The 16,553-nt window shown below is 31.2% G+C and carries 16 protein-coding genes; 8 read left to right on the top strand and 8 right to left on the bottom strand.

What is annotated here, in order from left to right; translation table 11 throughout:
* Together ppdK and L988_RS02315 are read right to left on the bottom strand one after the other, a co-directional pair.
* Positions 1–2,571: a pyruvate, phosphate dikinase gene (gene ppdK / locus L988_RS02320; protein ID WP_047381183.1), complete on the bottom strand. Its 2,571-nt coding sequence runs from the start codon at positions 2,569–2,571 to the stop codon at positions 1–3.
* Between the two features lie 37 nt (positions 2,572–2,608).
* Positions 2,609–3,244: a helix-turn-helix transcriptional regulator gene (locus tag L988_RS02315; protein WP_047381181.1), complete on the bottom strand. Its 636-nt coding sequence runs from the start codon at positions 3,242–3,244 to the stop codon at positions 2,609–2,611.
* Between the two features lie 229 nt (positions 3,245–3,473).
* Between L988_RS02315 and L988_RS02310 the strand changes: the two genes are divergently transcribed.
* The gene (locus L988_RS02310; protein ID WP_047381178.1) at positions 3,474–4,583 is read left to right on the top strand and encodes an alanine--glyoxylate aminotransferase family protein; all 1,110 of its coding nucleotides are present in this window, start codon (positions 3,474–3,476) and stop codon (positions 4,581–4,583) included.
* Between the two features lie 45 nt (positions 4,584–4,628).
* Here L988_RS02310 and recR read toward each other — a convergent pair whose 3' ends face one another.
* Genes recR through accD form a run of 5 tightly spaced genes read right to left on the bottom strand, consistent with a single transcriptional unit; the run spans position 4,629 to position 8,454 of the window.
* Entirely contained in the window at positions 4,629–5,222 is a 594-nt protein-coding gene (recR, locus tag L988_RS02305) for a recombination mediator RecR (protein WP_047381174.1), read from the bottom strand.
* Positions 5,223–5,234: 12 nt separating this feature from the next.
* Entirely contained in the window at positions 5,235–5,555 is a 321-nt protein-coding gene (locus tag L988_RS02300) for a DUF496 family protein (RefSeq protein ID WP_047381172.1), read from the bottom strand.
* A 16-nt stretch (positions 5,556–5,571) separates the two neighbouring features.
* On the bottom strand, positions 5,572–6,537 hold the full coding sequence (gene pfkA / locus L988_RS02295; RefSeq protein ID WP_047381170.1) for a 6-phosphofructokinase: 966 nt from the start codon (positions 6,535–6,537) through the stop codon (positions 5,572–5,574).
* A 34-nt stretch (positions 6,538–6,571) separates the two neighbouring features.
* A complete protein-coding gene (locus L988_RS02290; protein WP_047381165.1) occupies positions 6,572–7,522 on the bottom strand; it encodes an acetyl-CoA carboxylase carboxyltransferase subunit alpha in 951 nt (316 codons plus the stop codon).
* 26 nt (positions 7,523–7,548) lie between these two features.
* Entirely contained in the window at positions 7,549–8,454 is a 906-nt protein-coding gene (accD, locus tag L988_RS02285; protein ID WP_047381163.1) for an acetyl-CoA carboxylase, carboxyltransferase subunit beta, read from the bottom strand.
* A gap of 107 nt (positions 8,455–8,561) precedes the next feature.
* On the opposite strand from accD, the gene L988_RS02280 reads away from it, so the two are divergent.
* The 4 genes from L988_RS02280 to citX are packed head-to-tail and all read left to right on the top strand — an operon-like array spanning position 8,562 to position 12,170.
* Positions 8,562–9,233, top strand: coding sequence for a chorismate mutase (locus L988_RS02280; RefSeq protein WP_047381160.1), 672 nt, complete (start codon positions 8,562–8,564; stop codon positions 9,231–9,233).
* Between the two features lie 31 nt (positions 9,234–9,264).
* Positions 9,265–9,783 carry a hypothetical protein gene (locus L988_RS02275; RefSeq protein WP_047381158.1) on the top strand — a complete coding sequence of 173 codons (519 nt, stop codon included), beginning with the start codon at positions 9,265–9,267 and terminating at the stop codon, positions 9,781–9,783.
* Entirely contained in the window at positions 9,780–10,814 is a 1,035-nt protein-coding gene (citC, locus tag L988_RS02270) for a [citrate (pro-3S)-lyase] ligase (protein WP_047381156.1), read from the top strand. Before L988_RS02275 ends, citC begins: the two co-directional genes overlap by 4 nt.
* 6 nt (positions 10,815–10,820) lie before the next feature.
* On the top strand, positions 10,821–12,170 hold the full coding sequence (citX, locus tag L988_RS02265) for a citrate lyase holo-[acyl-carrier protein] synthase (RefSeq protein WP_047381154.1): 1,350 nt from the start codon (positions 10,821–10,823) through the stop codon (positions 12,168–12,170).
* Between the two features lie 37 nt (positions 12,171–12,207).
* On the opposite strand, the gene L988_RS02260 is transcribed toward citX, so the two are convergent.
* Positions 12,208–12,822 carry a CoA pyrophosphatase gene (locus L988_RS02260; RefSeq protein ID WP_052191644.1) on the bottom strand — a complete coding sequence of 205 codons (615 nt, stop codon included), beginning with the start codon at positions 12,820–12,822 and terminating at the stop codon, positions 12,208–12,210.
* 149 nt (positions 12,823–12,971) lie between these two features.
* On the opposite strand from L988_RS02260, the gene L988_RS02255 reads away from it, so the two are divergent.
* Genes L988_RS02255 through L988_RS02245 form a run of 3 tightly spaced genes read left to right on the top strand, consistent with a single transcriptional unit; the run spans position 12,972 to position 16,485 of the window.
* A complete protein-coding gene (locus L988_RS02255) occupies positions 12,972–13,715 on the top strand; it encodes a DeoR/GlpR family DNA-binding transcription regulator (protein ID WP_047381151.1) in 744 nt (247 codons plus the stop codon).
* Positions 13,712–14,626 carry a 1-phosphofructokinase gene (gene pfkB / locus L988_RS02250; RefSeq protein WP_047381149.1) on the top strand — a complete coding sequence of 305 codons (915 nt, stop codon included), beginning with the start codon at positions 13,712–13,714 and terminating at the stop codon, positions 14,624–14,626. Before L988_RS02255 ends, pfkB begins: the two co-directional genes overlap by 4 nt.
* A 14-nt stretch (positions 14,627–14,640) precedes the next feature.
* Complete coding sequence (locus tag L988_RS02245; protein WP_047381147.1) at positions 14,641–16,485, top strand: fructose-specific PTS transporter subunit EIIC; 1,845 nt, start codon at positions 14,641–14,643, stop codon at positions 16,483–16,485.
* The last annotated feature ends 68 nt before the right edge of the window (positions 16,486–16,553 follow it).

Below are 16,553 nucleotides of genomic sequence, written 5' to 3'. Positions count from 1 at the left end.
CTATCCCATCCTTTTTTGTATAGCACTTTGAGCAGCAGCTACTATAGCAATTGGAACTCTAAATGGCGAGCAACTTACATAACTAAATCCTAATTCGTTAAAATATTCTATACTTTTCGGATCTCCTCCATGTTCACCACAAACTCCTATTTTTATGTCTGGCTTCACCGATTGCCCTAGTTCTTTTGCTAACACTATAAGCTTTCCAACTCCACGAGTATCTATTGACTGGAACGGATCTCTTTTCATTATATTTTTAGCTTTATAGTGATCTATAAATTTTATTGAGTCATCTCTTGAAATACCATATGTTGTTTGAGTTAAGTCATTTGTTCCAAACGAAAAGAATGCACTCTCTTCAGCTATTTCATTCGCAATTAAACACGCTCTTGGAAGTTCCATCATAGTTCCTAATTTATAATCTATAGTTTTCTGTTTCTCTTCAAATACTTTTTCAATCTCTTTTAAAATTCCCTCTTTAATATACTTAAACTCACTAATTCCTCCAATAAAAGGGATCATGATTTCAATCTCACAACTACCTCCCTCATGACTACATTCAATCGCAGATTCCATTATAGCTCTTGCTTGCATCTCATATATCTCTGGGAAAGTTATTGCCAATCTACACCCTCTATGACCTAACATAGGATTTTCTTCTTTTAATTCTTTTATTCTGCTTGCTATTTCAGAAGGTGATCTCTCTAATTGTTGAGCTAATCTATTTACATCTTTTTCAGTTTTAGGTAGAAACTCATGAAAAGGTGGATCTAGCAATCTTATATTCATAGGCATTCCACCCATTTTGTGAAGCATATTTTTAAAATCTTTCTTTTGAAGTTCCAAAAGTTTTTCTAAGGCTTTTTCTCTCTCCTCTTTTGTATTAGCTATTATCATCTCTCTAACACTCCAGATTTTTTCATCTTCAAAAAACATATGCTCTGTTCTACAAAGACCTATTCCCTCAGCTCCAAACTCTCTTCCCACCAAAACATCATTTGGTGTATCTGCATTCATTCTAATCTCTAAAGTCTTAAACTCCTTACACCACTCAAGAAGCTCTTTCAACTCTTGACTTATCTCACCTTTTTTAAGTTTTACTTCACCTTTATATATTTCACCATTATATCCATTTATAGATATAATATCTCCTTCAAAAATCTTCTCTCCATCTATTTGGAAAAACTTTTCACTCGAATCTATTTTTATACTTTCACATCCAGTTACACAACATTTACCCATTCCTCTAGCTACTACAGCTCCATGAGATGTCGCTCCACCTTTAACCGTTACTATTCCTTTTGCTAAACTCATGCCTTTGATATCTTCTGGGGATGTCTCCACTCTTACTAAAATTACAGATTCTCCTTCTTTCACCATATCTGTGGAAAGAGCTACTTTTCCTACTGCAACCCCTGCTGAACCCGGTAACCCTTTCCCTAGAAGCTTTTTTCCTACTAAATCACTCTCCTCAAAAGTACCATTAAAAACTTGAGGTAAAAGTTCTGTATCTATCATTGAAATAGCTTTATCTTTTGTTATAATCTCTTCTTTTACCATATCTACAGCTATTTTTATAGCTGCATTTGGTGATCTTTTTCCACTTCTTGTTTGAAGTATGAAAAGTTTTTCATTTTCTATTGTAAATTCGATATCTTGCATATCTCCATAGTGATTCTCTAAAAGTTTCCCAATCTTTGAAAACTCTTCATAGATTTTAGGTAATTGCTCTTTCATACTCTGAATTGAATTCGGTGTTCTTATACCTGCTACGATATCTTCTCCTTGAGCTTCTAATAAATATTCTCCAAACAATACATTTTCTCCTGTCGATGGATTTCTAGTAAATGCAACTCCTGTTCCCGAAAGTTCATTATAATTACCAAATACCATCTCTTGAATAACAACGGCAGTTCCCATACTTTCATCAATCCCTTGAAGTTGTCTATATATTTTAGCTCTATCGTTATTCCAAGAATTAAATATTGATTCTATTGCCATTTTTATCTGCTCTTTTGGATTCTCTGGGAAAAACTCCCCTGTTTCTATCCAATATATATTTTTGAATATCTCAACAATCTCTTTTTCTGATTTTCCATTTGAAAACTCTTTAATCTTTAAAAATTTTTCTCTTGGAACTCCTTTTACAATCTCACTAAACATCTCAATAAATCTTAAATAAATTTCATATACAAATTTTTCATTCTTCGTTTTTTCAATCAATTTCTCAACTACAATATCATTCAATCCTAAGTTTAATATCGTATCCATCATTCCAGGCATTGAAACTGGTGCTCCAGATCTCACAGAAACTAATAAAGAGTTTTCTCCCTCAAAACTCTTTTTCGTTTCCTCCTGAAGTTTTTGAAGTGATTTCTCAATCTCATCAATCATTGATTTAGATAAAGAGTTATCACTCTCAAAATAATTTTTACAAGCTGTTGTTGTAACAATCATTCCATTTGGAATAGGTAATCCTATTCTTTTCATTTCAACTAAGTTGGCTCCCTTTCCACCTAGTATCATTTTTCCTAAACCATTTCCCTCACTGAACAAGTAAATATTTTTCATACTTTCTCTCCTGTATTTCCTAATTTATTTTACTGAACTATTCACTTTTCTCTTTATTCTGATTCGCAACTATATCAAGAAGTAATTTACTAACATTTGTTTTAGTAAATCTTCCAACTACTTTGTAACTCTCTCTTCCATTTTTCTCAGTTATTCTAACCACAGGAACTGAATCTATTTGGTGTTCGATTATTTTTTTTACACAACTTTCTATAGTTTCATCCTCTGTGGCAAAAACTATGTTTGGCATTCTTGTCATTATAAGATTTATAGGAATTTGCTCAATATCTCTTTTCCCAATAGCGATTCTAAGCAAATCCTTTCTTGAAACAATTCCAGCAAGGTTCCCATCCTTTGTTATAAAAATTGTTCCAATATCCTTTTCAAACATAAGTAATACCGTTTTATACACTGAGTAACTCTCATCAATTGTTATCGGCATACTCATAATATGTTTTACTAAAGTCTTATTATTTGACTCCACAAAAGCTTCATTATAAGTATATCCAACTTTTTGTTTAGATTTTATTATTGACATTTTTCTTAAAATAGAAAAATCTGTTCTCAGAGCCGATCTAGTTATGTATATCATCTTTGCTATTTCGTCTCCTGTTATTGGTCCATGTTTCTTAATAATTTCCACAATCTCTTTTTGTCTTTCTGTTAACTGCATATTAACTCCTTTTTTAATTTGTGCACATTTAAAAATAAGTTTTTTCTATGTTTTTATAGAAATATAGTAACACCTAAGATCAAAAATTGCAATATTTATTAATAAGTGCACAATTAAATTCAAGTATAACTTTACAAGGTGTTTTTACTTTTTCCAATTCTGATGGCTTTTTTTTTACTTTTTAGGTATAATAATCTCAAATATAATTAGTTGAAGGAGGATTTTTATAATGTTATTTTACAGACCTAATTACCTTATGATGACAGCTGGGCCAACAACTGTTTCTGGAAATGCTCTACACGCTAGAAGTAAAGTTTTTGGTAATCCTGATCTTGATCCAGATTTTTTAAGTTACTATAAGTTTGTTTGTCACAGACTTAGAAACTTTATCGGCTCTGAAGAATCTAAAATTCTTATTATGAGTGGAGAAGGTATGCTTGGACTTGATGCCGCATGTGCATCTCTAACTGAAAAAGGAGACAAAGTTCTTGTTATTTCAAACGGATTTTTTGGCGAAGGATTTAAAGAACTTATCGAGCCTTATGGTGGGAATGTTACAATTTTTGAATCAAGCTGGAAAAAATCAATTGATTTAGAAAGTTTAAAATCTTTCTTAGAAAAAGATTCTGATTTCAAATACGCCACTATTATACACTGTGATACTCCTAGTGGACTTTTAAATGATATCGGACCTGTTTGTCAACTGCTAAAATCAAAAGGAATTTTAACTGTTGTAGACACTGTTGCTGCTCTTGGTGGAGTAGATTTCAGAATGGATGAATGGGGTGTTGACATTGCACTTTCTGCATCTCAAAAAGTTTTTTCAGCAGCTCCTGGATTAACTATCGTTGCTGTTAGTGATGACGCTTGGAAAGCTATGGAAAACAGAAGTACTCCAATTCCATCTTTCTATTGTAATCTTTTACATTGGAAAAATATTGAAGAGAAAAAATCATTCCCATACACTATGCCTGCAAGCGATATTATCAGCTTAGGTACAGCTATTGATAATCTTTTGTCAGAAACTCTTTATAGAACTTTTGATAGACACGAAGAGATGAGAGATCTTTGTATTGAAAGACTAAAAGAACTTGGGTGTACTTTATATCTTGAAGATAATTTCTCTCCTACAGTTACAGCCTTTTATCCTCCAGAAGGAATAAGAGCTGAAGATCTTTTAGTTCATTTAAGAACTAAATACAATATTTTACTTTCAGGTTCTTACGGTCCTTTAGCCGGTAAGGTAATAAGAATTGGACATATGGGTGAAAACGCTCGTGAAGATAGAGTTCGTTTCACTTTAGACTGTTTAGAAAAGGCCATTATCGATTTAAAATAATCATACAATAAAAAAAGTCGGCAAAATATGCCGACTTTTAATTTTTTATATCTCTTGTCTTCCATCTAAGGCTCTTGATATTGTTGCAACATCTGCAAACTCTATATTTCCTCCCATTGGAATTCCACTTGCAATCTTAGTTATTTTTACATCAAACGGCTTTAGTAACTTAGTTAAATAAAGTGCTGTTGTTTCTCCCTCTAAATCTGGATTTAAAGCTAGAATAACCTCTTTTATCTCATCTTTCGCTACTCTTTCTAATAGAGATTTCAAATTTAGCTTGTCTGGTGTCATTCCATTTAATGGATCAATTTTTCCATTTAAAACATGGTATGTACCTTTATATCTCTTTGTTTTTTCTAATGGAATAATGTCTCTACTATCCTCTACGACACAGATGATATCCTTTTCTCTAAATTCATCTCTACAAATATCACACGTTTCATTCTCACTAAAATTTCCACACACTGAGCATTTTTTAACAGTTTCCTTTACATCTTTCAACGCTTTGGAAAATCTTTCTACCTCAGTATCACTCATTTCTAAAACGTGAAATGCTAATCTTACAGCACTTTTTCTTCCGATTCCAGGTAATCTATTAAACTCATCAATCAATATTTCTAATGACTTAGTTGCCATTTAAACTCCTTACTACTTTTTTTCTACTGTAGTCTTTTGAGCTAATGATCTTGTAATCTCTTTTATGCTTTTAGAAATTTCTCTTCTTTCCTTTCCTAACTCAGCATTTTTTATGATATAATCATCAACTCTATCCTCGTAGTCACCCTTCATGTTTTCAATTATATCAATAATTTCAGCATAAGTCATTCCAGGCTTTAAGTATTCTTTTAAATTTGATAGAAGATCTACTCTTTTTCTATTATCTCTAATTTTTCTATCGTTATCTTCAATCTCTCTTTTTATTTTATTTTTTCTTCTTTCTTTTCTAACAACATCTAAAACTGTAATCATAACTTTTCACCAGCTCCTATTTACAAAGTGTTAATGCTAATTCATAATCTTTAGTAATATCGTATTTTCTTGTACCTTCCCAAGCAAATGATATTGGATGAGTTACTAATTCGTTGCTTTCAATTCCAACCATAACTCCACCTTCTCCAGCTTCAAGAAGTTCTACTGCCTTTGCACCCATTTTAGTTGCTAGTACTCTATCAAATCCTGATGGAGTTCCACCTCTTTGAACGTGAGCTAAAACAACACTTCTAACTTCAGTTGTTACTTTTTCTTTTAATTGTTTTTCAATCTCAAGAACGCTTCCAACACCTTCAGCTATAAGTACTATATCATGTAATTTTCCTTGTCTTCTTCTCTCTTTAATTTGGTAAGCTAACATTTCAATTGGTTCGTCGATTTCTGGAATTAAAACTCCATCTCCTCCACCTGCTAGTGTTGCATGAAGAGCTAAATCTCCTGCATGTCTTCCCATAACTTCCATCAAGATTGTTCTTTCATGAGAAGTTGCTGTATCTCTTAATTTTGATATAGCATCTAATATTGTATTTAAACAAGTATCAAATCCTATTGTGTAATCTGTTCCGATTATATCGTTATCTATTGTTCCAGGTAATCCTACAACTTTAAATCCATGCTCTTTAGATAGTAAGTCTGCTCCTCTATAAGAACCGTCTCCTCCAACTACTACTAGTCCTTCGATTCCTCTTTTCTTAAGATTTTCTGCAGCTATAGCTCTGAATTTTGGATCTTTAAACTCTAAACATCTAGCAGTTAAAAGAACCGTACCACCTCTATCAATTATTCCTGATACATGGCTTCCATTCATTTGGAATATCTCATCGTGTAACATTCCTAAGTATCCTCTTTTTACTCCAAATACTTCCATTCCTTTTGCTAAAGCTACTTTAGCTACCGCTCTTACTGCAGCGTTCATTCCTGGAGCATCTCCTCCACTTGTTAAAACCGCTATTCTTTTCATAAAGACTTGCACCTCCGACACTTTCTATTAAAATTTAGATTGTTTTCTCTATAAAACTTCCCATTTTTCTAAACTTATTATATCTATTTTTTAGTAAAGTATCTACATCTAATTTAGATAACTCTGAAAGTGATGACAAAATAACACTTTTAAGGTCATTTGCTGCACACTTATAATCCCTATGAGCGCCACCTAATGGTTCTTTTACAATGCCGTCAATTATACCTAAACTTTGTAAACTTTTACCTGATATTTTTAAGTTATTTGCAGCCTCTGGTGCCTTAGATGAATCTTTGTATAAAATTGCTGCACAGCCTTCTGGTGATATAACAGAATAAACCGAATTTTCTAGCATATAAACTTTATCTGCTACCCCTAGTGCTAATGCTCCTCCTGACCCTCCTTCACCTATTACTATCGAGATTATTGGAGTTTTTATACCTGCCATCTCTAATAGATTTCTAGCAATTGCCTCTCCTTGTCCATGTTTTTCAGCTTCTATTCCTGGATAAGCACCCGCTGTATCTATTAAATTTACTATTGGTATCGAAAATCTTTCAGCCATTCTAAACAATCTTAATGCTTTTCTGTATCCTTCAGGGCTAGCCATTCCGAAGTTTCTATGCAGATTTTCTTCTATACTTCTTCCTTTTTGATGACCAATAATCATCACTTTTTTTCCATCAATTTTGCAAAGTCCACCAACAATTGCTGGATCATCTTTGCACAATCTATCTCCGTGCAGTTCTACAAAGTCTGTCGTCATATTTTTTATGTAATCCAATGTATATGGTCTCTCTGGATGACGAGCAATAGCTACTCTATCCCAGTCATTTAAATTTTCATATGCCGATTTTAAATACTCATCTCTTTGCTTTGTCAGTTTTTCTATCTCTAAGCTCAAATCTATCTTTTTTTCTTTCGAAAAATTTTTAAGTTCCGATATTTTCGTTTCTAAATCCAAAATTTCGTTATTAAATTTCATGACACTCTCCTATAAATAAGCTATTTCTAGATTATATTATCTATAATTTTATGAAGAGTTCTCTTCATATCCTCTCTTTTTACAATAACATCTACCATTCCACATTCCTGTAAAAATTCACTTCTTTGGAATCCATTAGGTAATTTTTGTTTTATTGTTTGCTCAATTACTCTCTGACCTGCAAATCCTATCAGTGCATCTGGCTCTGTCATTATAATATCTCCTAGCATTGCAAACGAGGCAGTAACTCCTCCTGTTGTAGGATTTACTGGTATAGATATAAATGGTAGTCCTGCCGCTCTTAATCTCTCTAATGCAGCTGAAGTCTTTGCCATTTGCATAAGTGATAGTATCCCTTCATGCATTCTAGCTCCTCCCGATGAAGATACAACTACAACAGGAATCTTAAACTTAATTCCTCTTTCTATTGCTCTAGTTATCTTTTCACCAACAACTGATCCCATACTTCCACCTAAAAAATCAAAATCCATAACAGCTATACTTACTTTTATTCCAAAAATATCTCCAATTCCTGCTACTACACCTTCAAACATCCCTGTTTTCTCTACTGCTGCTTCATATTTTTCTTTATATCCTGGGAAATCTAATGGATTTTCTGAAACTAAATTTTTATCCATCTCTTGGAACGTATCTTCATCAATCAATAGTGCAACTCTTTCTTTTGCACTCATCGAGAAATAATAATCACAATGTGGACATTTTTGTAAATTTTGCTCAATATCATTTTTATAGATAATCTCATTACACTCTGGGCATTTCTCCCACAAACCAGTTATTTTGGTCTTCTTTATTATTTTTTCCTCTTTTTCTTCAACTTTTTTATTTTCTGATTTATTTTCCTTAACAGTTAAAGTCGCATACTTTTTTTTATTCAAAGAAAAAAACTTCATATTTTCCTCCTGAAACTTCATTATTTTTTTAATATTTCAATATCTCATTCTATAAGATTTTTCACTATATTTCAATAATTATTTGATTTTGACACTTTTATATTATAAAATGTCTATTGATAATATTCATGAAATGGGTGATTAAAATTACAAACGATATTAACATATTAAGAGAGAAAATTGATAGTATTGATAAAGAGATAATCAAGTTGATATTAAAAAGAATGGAAATTGTTCATCAAGTTGGAGTTACAAAATCTAAAGATAATAGTCGAATATATGTTCCTGAAAGAGAAATTGCTATTTATAAAAAACTCAGTGTACTCTCTGGAATTTCAAATAAAGACATCTCAAATTTTTATACAGAGATTATCTCATTTTGTAGAAAACTTGAAGGAATTTTAGATGTAGCTATTAAAAAGGATTCTTATTCTTTACTTGGTGTTAAAAAACTATTCGGTGAGCATGTAAACTCCATTTTTGTTGAAAGTTTTGAAGACATCAATACAGATATAAAATATATTTTGGCTCCATTTAATAAAGAAATATTAGATTTTATTCAAAAAAAAGGTTGGTCTGTTATAAACAGAGCTCATATAAATAATGAAACACTTTATTTATTTTCAAGTTTCGAAAATAAAATATTTAAGGATAACGATATCGCGATGATTTTAGAATCGACGAAACTTTCAGATGATTTTATCGAAATAAATAATGAAACCTTTATAAGTTTGATACCTTACGAAAATATCGAACTTTTTAGTGACTCTACTATTTTAGGAGTCATACCTAATAACTAATAAAACTATTAAAATAACAGGGGGAGGGAACATGTTAAAAAAAATAATAGCAATACTTTTTTCTATTTTATTTTTAGGTTGTAATAGTCTATCTATTCCAAATCCTATAGAAAATTCAGAATCAAATGATCGTGCTACAACTTCTGTTGATTCTGAAAATGAAGTAATAGGAATAGGATCTGCAAAAATCAGTAGCAGCGGAACATTAGTAGCTAATGGGAAAGCTTCCCGTGAAGCAAAAGATCGATTAAAATCTAGAATTTTAGCCGAAGAAGATATCATCTTCAAGTCATTTTTAGTTCCTGCTGACCCATATACAAAAAAAATTCTTTCACCAGCACTTTCTGATTTAATGGATTATACAGCTACGCAATTAGTACAAAGAGCTGCTGAAAAAGATACATGGACAGAGAACAACAAAGTTTATATTGTTTATAGTATGTCAAAAAGTGAGATTTTAAGTGAATCTCAAAATATATTTATTCAATATCTTGATGATATAACTAGTAAGTTTCAACTTATAAAAGAGGGAGTGAATCAATCACAATGAATATAGAAACACTTAATCTAAAAAGTAACTATCAAAAAAATGAGTTAAAAGATTTTTTAAAAAAATTTGATTTAACTTTTGATGAAGCTATAGACTACTCTTTAGTCATTAGAAAAGATGAAGAGATTGTTGCAACAGCATCAAAAAGTAAGGATATCATTAAATGTTTTGCTATCGACGATTCTTTAAGAGGAGAAGGAGTTACAAACACTTTAGTTACAACACTTCTAAATAAATCTTTCGACGAAGGGATATTCCATAGCTTTGTATTCACGAAACCTTCTAATGAAGATATTTTTAAAGGTGTCGGATTCAAATCTATTTCAAAAACAGATAAAGTTGCATTACTTGAAATTGGAATGAACTCTATCGACAAAACTATAAATAAAATAAAATCCCAACTCAATTGGCAAGAAAATAGTAACAATGGTCTTCTAATAATGAATTGCAATCCATTTACATTAGGCCATCAATTCTTAATCGAATATGCTTCTAAACAAATGGATAATATTTTAATTTTAGTAGTTGAGGAAAATAAATCTTCATTCCCTTTTATAGATAGGATGGAGTTAGTAAAAAAAGGAACCTCTCATTTAAATAATGTTACTGTTCTACCTAGTACTGAGTATGTTATATCTTCAGCAACATTTCCTAATTATTTCCTTAGAAAAGAGGATGATTCTCTTGTTGAATTTATGAAACTTGATACACTTATCACTGCTGAACATTTTTGCAAAAAACTAAATATCAATACAAGATTTGTTGGAGAGGAACCTTATTGCAAAATTACTCAAAAATATAACGAAACTATGATTGAAACTTTTAAAAATTTCAATCTAAATATCTTAATCATACCTAGAAAAGAGATGGGAGAAAAAGCTATTAGTGCCTCACGAGTTAGAGAACTCCTTAAAAATGACCAGATTGATGAAATTAAAAGTCTAGTTCCTAAATCTACATTAGATTATCTAATCTCTGAAAAAGGAAGGGAGGTTACAGAGAGAATTAAAAATTCTGACTCTGTTCACTAATTATCTATGTTTAATTTAGAAGAATTTTTATTAATGAGAGAAAAAAGAGTTGATATTCAAAACGAAATTATAAAGGAGTTCAATCAACCTATTTTGGTTTTAAGAGCAAACTATCCTGGTGAAGATAAAAACAACTTTGTTCCAAAATATATTATAGAAATTATAAAAGATGAAGTAGTTGAGATTTTCAATTCTGAGATTCTGTTTTCAAAAAAAATAGAATCAATTGAAGGTCCAACATATATATACGTTATAAAAAACTCTGGAAAAGAAATAAAAAAAATAGCCATGCTAATTGAAGAAAATCACGATCTTGGAAGATGTGTAGATATTGATGTTTTTGACTCTGATGGATACGCTTTCTCTAGAAAAGATTTCAACGGCGAAAAAAGAAAATGTCTTCTTTGTGAAGAGATGGCATTCGTTTGTGCACGTAAGAAAAATCATACTCAAATTGAAGTTCAATCTGCTATTCAAAAAAAATTAGAGTTATATTTAGAAAATCAAAAAATAACAGATAGTATTGTCAATACATTTTCAAATCTTGCTTTAAAATCTGTTATCCTAGAGGTTTCAGCCTTTCCATCGTTTGGTTTAGTTTCTCCTCAGAGTACCGGCTCTCATAATGATATGGACTTCTTTACATTTATCAATAGTGGTTTCTCATTAAATACCTACTTTAGAGAAGTCGTAAAAGCTGGTTGCTCAAAACTTCCAATCGATTTAATTTTTAAAAAAATTAGATATATGGGAAAAGTTGCTGAAAAAAATATGTTTTTAGCTACAAATAATGTAAATACACATAAAGGATTAATTTTTTTAATGGGAATTACAGCTACTTGTGCTGCTAAAGCCAAATCTCAAAATTTAACTTTTGAAAATATCTCTATTTTTATTCAAGAGATGTGTAAAGATATCTTAAAAGATTTTGACAATATTCATCTAAAGAAAACTCTTACTCATGGAGAAAAACTATTTATCAATCATGGAATTGTGGGTGTTAGAGGTGTTGCTAAAAATGGTTTGGATATGGTTTTCAATGGCGGAATCTCTATTTTTAAAAAGTCTATTGCTAACGATGAACATATCAATCATGCCATGATTAGAACATTGATATATCTAATGAGTATTTTAGAGGATACCACTATTTTGCATAGGCACGATATCGAAGTATTAAATCAAGTTAAACAAACAGCAATACATCTAAAAGAGAAATTTTATGACAAACCATTAAATATAGAAATCTTAACAGAAATCGAACAAGATTTTATTGGTAAAAGAATCAGTCCTGGTGGAGCTGCTGACTTACTAGCTATCACCATGTTTCTAGCTTTTATACAAAATAGTTTTGAATAAAAAAAGAGGTATAACCTCTTTTTTTATTTCCTACTTTTTAATCTATATACTCTATTGCAGCTTTTACAATCTCTGCAGTCAATCCCCAAATAACCTTGTCTTCATAAATATATAAAAATACTTCTCTAGGAGAACTTTTCCAAGGTGAATGATACATCTTCGGAAGATTTAACTCTATAGCTGGAAATATATATTTAACTCCATTTTCTTCATAATACGGTCGTGTTTCTACTTCTAACTTCTCCACTCGAGGTTCATTTTCCATAAAAAATTGAACTGGAACTAAAAAGCACTCCTCTACTTCATCTTCATTAATTTTTATATTAATCAATTCGCTCTCTTTCATAAACCCAAGGAAAGCTTCGACCATAACTCCCGAAGGTATAACCAATGTCCCAATTTTTCCTTTTATATCAATCTTTTTTATCCCTATCTCTTCAAAAGATTCTCTCAAAGAAGCTTCTAAAGCAGTTTCATGCTCTTCTACTCGTCCCCCTGGAAATGATATATCTCCTGCTTGTCTGATACCTTTTGCTCGTTTTTGAAATAAAAAATATTTTCCATCACTTTTTTCAACAACCAAAGCTATTACCGCTGAATTAAAATATCTATCTTTCCCTATTATCTTTTCTGTAAAATCAAGTTTTTTCATCTCTATCTCCTCCTTCTTTATTTTAACTCTTTTTTATAAAAAATCCTTCATTTTTTTATTTTTGATTGTTTTTGAAAGTTTTTGAAAGAAAATGATTGATTTTTATTTTATACTATGATAATATACTTCATATAAAAGGAAGTGATTTTATGTTAAATATAGAGAGAGAAAATTCTATTTTAGAACTATTAAAGCAAAAAGAGGTTGTAAAAATCCAAGAAATCGTTGATATTCTAAATGTTTCTGAAGCTACTGCTAGAAGAGATTTAGCTGCTTTAGAAAAAAAAGAACTTGTTAAGAGAGTTCATGGTGGAGCTATTTTAAATAATGCTTTGGACACTACAAAGGATTTTAATATACAATTTAGAAGAAATCTTAACAAAGAGGAGAAAGAAAAAATTGCACAACTTGCTGCATCTTTTGTCAAAAGAGATTCATGCATCTTTTTAGATGCTGGAACAACTACTCTTTGTATGATTAAATACCTTAAAAATCTAAATGTAAAAGTTATCACAAATGGTTTAAATCTTATTGATGAATTAGAAAAATATGATATCGAAAGTTTTTTAATCGGAGGAAAAATCAAAAGTAAAACAAGTTGTACTGTTGGATTTTCTGCTGTTCAATATTTAAAAACTTTCAACTTCGATTCAGCTTTTATCGGAGTAAATGCTTTTAATATTGATGGATACAGTACCCCATCTTTTGAAGAAGCTATGATTAAATCTGAAGCAATCAATAGAGGTCAAGAAACTTTTTTCCTGTGTGATCATACAAAAATAGGAAAACATAGTTTCACAATTTTTTCGACTTTAGATAAGGGAACTATTATCACAGATAAACCCCTTCCTAAAGAATATCAAAATTTAGTAAAAGTGGAGGTCGTAAAATGATATATACATTAACTTTAAATCCTGCGATAGATTATTTTTTAGCCTTTGACTCTTTTGTTGAAGGAAACCTTAATACTCCTAGAGAGACTTATAAATTGCCTGGAGGGAAAGGAATTAACGTTTCAAAAATTTTAAAAAATTTCAGTACAGATTCAATCTGTCTTGGATTCATAGGTGGATTCACAGGGGACTTTATCAAGTCTACTTTAGAAAACGATGGACTTGAAACAAAATTCTTCAATGTTAAAGAAGATACGCGTATCAATATAAAAATTAACAACAATGGACTTGAAAGCGAGATTGCAGGTACTTCACCTTCAATATCAAAGGAAAATCTTGATGAATTGTTTTATTTCTTAAAAAACAATCTAAAAAGTGGAGATATTTTAGCTCTTTCAGGAAGTGTTCCAGCATCAATCCCTACATCTATATATGCTGATATAATAGATGCTATCCCTAAAGATGTTAAAGTTATTTTAGATACTAGAGGATTACCTTTTGAAATAGCTTTGAAAAAAGGTGTATTTTTAATCAAACCAAATCAAGATGAAATTAATGAGTTTTTCCATTCAAACTTCTCTACAAATGAGGAATTAATTGAAGCTGGAAAAAAATTACAAACTATGGGAGCTGAAAATGTTCTTATCTCTCTTGGTGCTAAGGGATCTATCTTTATTACAAAGAATGAGATTTTTATAAGTGGAGTTCCTAAAGGAAATTTAATCAGTTCAAACGGTTCTGGAGATTCTATGATCGGTGGTTTCATATATGGACTTAATAAAAATTTATCACTTGATAAATGTTACGAATTAGGAATTGCATCTGGTAGTGCTACAGCTTTCTCTAAAGGATTAGCTACTTTCGAAACAATGGAAAATTTACTAAAAGAAATAAAAATTAATAAGTTATAATTGGGAGGATAAAAATGTTAGATAAAATGTTAGTTAAAAACTGTATGAAATTAAACTTAAAAGCTACAACTAAATCTGAAGTTATAGACGAGCTTGTTGAAGTTTTATACACAAATGGAAGACTTAATGACAAAGAAGAATTTAAAAAGACAATAATAAAAAGAGAAGAGCAAAGCAGTACAGGATTAGAAGAAGGAATTGCAATTCCTCATGGAAAATCAACTTCTGTTAAAATTCCTACTGTTGCTTTCGGATTGTCAAAATCTGGAATCGATTATGACTCTTTAGACGGGGAACCTTCAACACTATTCTTCATGATTGCTGCACCTGCTGATGCTACAGATTCTCATATAGAAACTCTATCTCAGCTTACATCTCTTCTTTTAGATGATGATGTAAGAGAACAACTTTTAAACGTTACTTCTGAAGAAGAGGTTCTAAGTATACTTTTAAAAGATGCTCCTGCTAAAGAAGAAGTCGTATCTGTTGGAAATAACTTTGATGTTCTAGCTGTAACTGCTTGTCCTACTGGAATTGCACACACATATATGGCTGCTGAAGCTTTAAATAAAAAAGCTAAAGAGATGGGAGTAACAATAAAAGTTGAAACTAATGGTTCAACTGGTGTTAAAAACATGATCACAGATGAAGATATCAAAAATGCAAAAGGTATCATTGTTGCTGCTGACAAAAATGTCGATATGGCAAGATTCAATGGAAAAAATGTCGAGATTGTTCCTGTTAAAGATGGAATCAAAAGACCACAAGAACTTATACAAAACGCTTTAGATAAAAAAGCTCCTGTATACTCTTCTAATGAAACTTCAAAGTCTACACCTAGTGATAGAAAAGGATTCTATAAGCATCTTATGAGTGGAGTTTCTAATATGTTACCATTCGTTGTTGGTGGAGGAATATTAATTGCTTTATCATTTATCTTCGGAATTAATGCATCTAATCCAACTGATCCTAGTTTCAATCCAATAGCTAAGATTCTTATGGATATCGGTGGAGGAAACGCATTCTTCTTAATGGTTCCAGTTTTAGCTGGTTTCATTGGTATGAGTATCGCAGATAGACCTGGTTTTGCTCCTGCGATGGTTGGAGGACTTATTTCTGCTAATAATGGCGGTGGGTTCCTTGGTGGTTTAGTTGGAGGATTCCTTGGTGGTTATGTAGTTGTTCTTTTAAAGAAAGTTTTTGCTAAGCTCCCTGAAAAATTAGAAGGTATCAAACCTGTTTTACTTTACCCTCTATTTGGTATTTTAATAACTGGACTTCTTATGTATACTGTTGTTATATCTCCTGTTGCTGCTATAAACAATGGAATTACAAGTTTTTTAAATAGTCTTGGAACTGGAAACTTAATTTTATTAGGTGCTGTTTTAGCTGGTATGATGGCTATTGATATGGGTGGACCTATCAATAAAGCTGCATTTACATTCGGTATAGCTGCTATTGCTGCAGGTAACTACTATCCTCATGCTGCTGTTATGATTGGTGGAATGACTCCTCCTTTAGGAATCGCTCTTGCTACAACATTCTTTAAGCATAAATTTACAAAAGATGAGAGAGAAGCTGGTTTAACTAACTATATTATGGGAGCATCATTCATTACAGAGGGAGCTATTCCTTTTGCTGCTGCTGATCCTATGAGAATAATTCCTAGTTGTGTTATAGGTTCTGCAGTTGCTGGTGGACTTGCTATGGCATTTAAATGTCAACTTCCTGCTCCTCATGGTGGATTATTCGTTTTACCTATCATTACTAATCCATTAATGTATCTTGTTTCAGCTATAATCGGTTCATTAATCACATGTGTTTTAATAGGAATTACTAAACCATCTAAAAATATATAATTCCTTTATTTATAAGAGAGCTTAAAGCTCTCTTTTTTTATACTTCTTATCTTTTCACTTTTTTTAAC

It is taken from the genome of Cetobacterium sp. ZWU0022, assembly GCF_000800875.1.
Taxonomy (GTDB): domain Bacteria; phylum Fusobacteriota; class Fusobacteriia; order Fusobacteriales; family Fusobacteriaceae; genus Cetobacterium_A.
This window is presented reverse-complemented; position numbering and strand designations above follow the sequence as displayed.